Annotated in this window: 2 protein-coding genes; both read right to left on the bottom strand. The window is 72.9% G+C overall.

The annotated features are described in order from the left end of the window. Nucleotides 1–581: 5-oxoprolinase subunit PxpA (locus tag MXD58_RS23420; protein ID WP_250609930.1), on the bottom strand; the 581-nt coding region annotated here is incomplete at its 3' end. 233 nt (nt 582–814) lie between these two features. Continuing rightward, entirely contained in the window at nt 815–3,061 is a 2,247-nt protein-coding gene (locus tag MXD58_RS23425; RefSeq protein WP_248839046.1) for a vitamin B12-dependent ribonucleotide reductase, read from the bottom strand. Between the last annotated feature and the right edge of the window lie 291 nt (nt 3,062–3,352).

Below are 3,352 nucleotides of genomic sequence, written 5' to 3' on the forward strand. Positions count from 1 at the left end.
ACGGCGACGAGCCCGGCCGCCGCGGCCTGGCGCAGCCACGTCGAGCCCGGCAGGCCGAGGACCGGCAGCGCCGGGTCGTAGTCGCGCACGGCCTCGACCACGGCGGCGGCCTGCTCCTCGTCCTCGACGATCGTGTTGTAGAGCGCTCCGTGCGGTTTGACATACCGCACCCGGTCGCCGGCCGCGTGGGCGAAGGCGTCGAGCGCGCCGATCTGGTAAAGCACGTCGTCGCGCAGGTCGTCGGGTGCCATGTCGATGCGGCGCCGGCCGAAACCGGCGAGGTCCCGGTAGCCGACCTGGGCGCCGATCCGGACGCCGCGCGCGACGGCCCGATCGCAGACCCGGCGCATCGTCGCCGGATCTCCGGCGTGGAAGCCGCAGGCCACGTTCGCGCTGGTGACGAGGTCGAGCAGGGCGTCGTCCTCGGTGAGCCGCCAGGCGCCGAAGCCCTCACCGAGATCGGCGTTGAGGTCCAGCGGCCCCGCGCCGGCCCGCCCGGCGCCCTGGTCCACCCCGGCGCCCTGGTCCACCCCGGCGCCTTGGTCCACCCCGGCGGCTGGACTCACGGGGCGACTGGGCACAGCTCCGGCGACCATACCCGCGATTCTTTCCCATTCCCGCCCCCGGGGCGCGCCCCGCGGACCGAACGCGCGCGGCGCGCCGCCAGGCCCGCGCCGGCCGATCAGGGCGAGGGCACCGGACACCGCTCCCGCCAGCGCGACCAGTCGGCGACGCGGCCAGCCCCTGCGGGCGGGCAAACCGGACGCCCAGCCCCTCCGAAGCGACCCGGCGGGCCCTGCGGGTGGGCGAACACCTACGACGCGCGGGCGGAGAACCTGGGGGTGGACGGCAGGTGGCTGGCCGCCGCGGGGGCGACAGCCGGCCGGGATCCCAGCCAGGCATCGGCGTCCCCGTCGGCGGCGGGAACCGTCATTCCGGACATGGACTGGCCGACCTTGGCGGTGTCGCGGTACACGGCGAGGGCCTTGAGCCCCTTGCGCCAGGCGGCGTAGAACACGGCGGCGACATCGTCGACGGTGGCGTACGCCGGCAGCCTGATCGTCTTGGAGATCGCGCCGGACAGGAACGGCTGCACCGCCGCCATCATCCGTACCTGCGCCATCGGGTCGACCGCGCGCGGCCCGAGCGCGCAGTCGAAGACCGCCTGATGCTCGGGGCGTAGGCCGGGGGCGCCCACGACGTGGCCGTTCGCGGCGATGAAGCCGACGATCCGGGCCACCGCCGCCCGCGGGTAGCCCAGCGCGCGCAGCGCCGAGGGCACGGTCGTGTTCACGCTGCGCATCGCCGCGCCCGTCGGGCTCTTGCGGATCTTCACCAGGGCGAGGTCCGGCTCCGTGCCCATCGTGGCGCAGTCCATGGCCAGCCCGGTGGTGGTGGTGGGCGAGATGAGGGTGAGATGGGAGTTGCGCCAGCCGTGTCGTTCGCCCAGGCCCAGCGCCCGGTGCCACTCCAGTCCGGCGCGGGTGAGGATCTCCCCGCCGGCGAAGCCGGCGGCGGGCGGGCGGGTCGCATGGTGCGCCGCGGCGTGGCGCTGCGCGACCGCGCGGTGCGCGGCGGCGTTGTCGGCGAATCCCGGGTAGGGCCCGAGCGCGGCGGCGATCTCGGCCGAGCGCCGGTAGGCGGTCGCGGACAGCAGCGAGGTGATCGCCGCGGCCGTGGCCCGGCCCTCCTCGCTGTCGTAGGCCTGGCCGGTGGCCATCAGCATCGCGCCGAGGTTGGTGTAGCCGACGCCGATCTGACGGTAGTCCTGGGTGGTCGCGCGCATCTCCGGGGTCGGCACGTCGGCGAAGGAGAGGGAGATGTCCATCGCGAGGACGACGAGCTCGACCGCGGCGGTGAAGGCCGCGGTGTCGAACCGGCGGTCCCCGTCGAGGAAACGCAGCAGGTTCAGCGACCCCACCGGGCAGGACGAGTTGTCCAGGTGCATGTACTCGCTGCAGGAGTTGCTCGCGCTGATCGGCCCGCCCGCCGGGCAGGTGTGCCAGGAGTTGATGGTGTCGTCGAAGTGCAGGCCGGGGTCGGCGCATTCCCAGGCGGCCCGCGCGATCAGCCGGAACAGGGCGCGCGCCGGAATGCTCCGGGTCACCTCGCCATCGCCGCGGGCGCGCAGCTCGAAGGGCCGGTCGGCGGCGACGGCCCGCATGAACTCGTCGGTGACCCGCACGGCGTTGTTGGCGTTCTGGAACTGCACCGAGTCGATGTCCCGGCCGCCGACCTCCATATCGAACCCGGCGTTCTGCAGCACACGGATCTTGCGTTCCTCGCGGACCTTGCACTCGACGAACTCGGTGATGTCCGGATGGTCCACGTCAAGCACGACGATCTTGGCCGCCGGGCGGGGCGCTCCGCCCGCGCGGATGGCCCCGGCGGAGGCGTCGGCGCCGCGCATGTAGCTCACCGGCCCGGGTGCCCGCCGGCCCGAGGGCAGCAGCTCGGACGACGACCGCAGCCGGGAGAGGTTGACCCCGGAGCCCGCGCCGCCGCGGAACAGCAGCGCCTCCTCCCGGTACCAGTTCAGCACGGAGTCGAGACTGTCGTCGGCGGCGAGGATGAAGCACGAGGCGACCTGCTGCGGCGCGTCGGTACCCACGTTGAACCAGACGGGGCTGTTGAAACTGAAGGACTGGTTCAGCAACAGCCAGATCAGTTCGTGCTCGAAGACCTCGGCGTCCTCGGCCGTCGCGAAATAGCCTTCTCGCCGGCCGGTCCGGGAGTAGGGCGTGACCACCCGGGTGATGAGCTGGCGCAGGGACCATTCCCGGTCCGGGCCGCCGAACGCACCGCGAAAATACCGGCTCGCGACGATGGCCGCCGCCGCCGTCGACCAGAAGGAAGGGAATTCCACGCCGCGCTGGGTGAAGTTGGGTGTGCCGTCCCGCCAGTTCGTCAGCGACACGTCCCGGCGTTCCCAGCGCACCTCGTCGAAGGGATGAACGCCGGGCCGCGTATGGGTACGGGGGATCCGCAGGCGGCGGGTGCCGGAGTCGACGGGGCCGACAGCGCGTGCCGGCCGGCCGGTTCCGGCCTGCGGTTCGAGCATTGCGCTCCTCGCAGTGGCAGGGCGGGACTGTCGCGTGCTGAGCTGGCCGGCAACCGCGATGATGCCGACTACGGGGCGATGGTCACACACAGGCGTACATATCGGGTGGGGATTCGCCCATTTCTGTGACCCGCGACACATCATGTCTTGTCCGCCTCATGGCCGGTCCTCGCCACCGGCGGTCGAGGTAGCCATAATTGCCGCTGCTGAGACGCGAATGTCGGAGGGTGGGATGATGGGTCGGGACCGGGCGGTGGCTGGCCGCGCCTGGCCGCGTCCGCAGGTCGGCGG

Source organism: Frankia sp. AgKG'84/4 (genome assembly GCF_023242965.2).
In the GTDB taxonomy this organism is placed as follows: Bacteria; Actinomycetota; Actinomycetes; order Frankiales; family Frankiaceae; genus Frankia.

Coding starts and splice junctions, on each gene's coding strand:
- MXD58_RS23425 (WP_248839046.1), bottom strand. CDS start 3,061: ATGCTCGAACCGCAGGCCGGAACCGGCCGGCCGGCACGCGCTGTCGGC.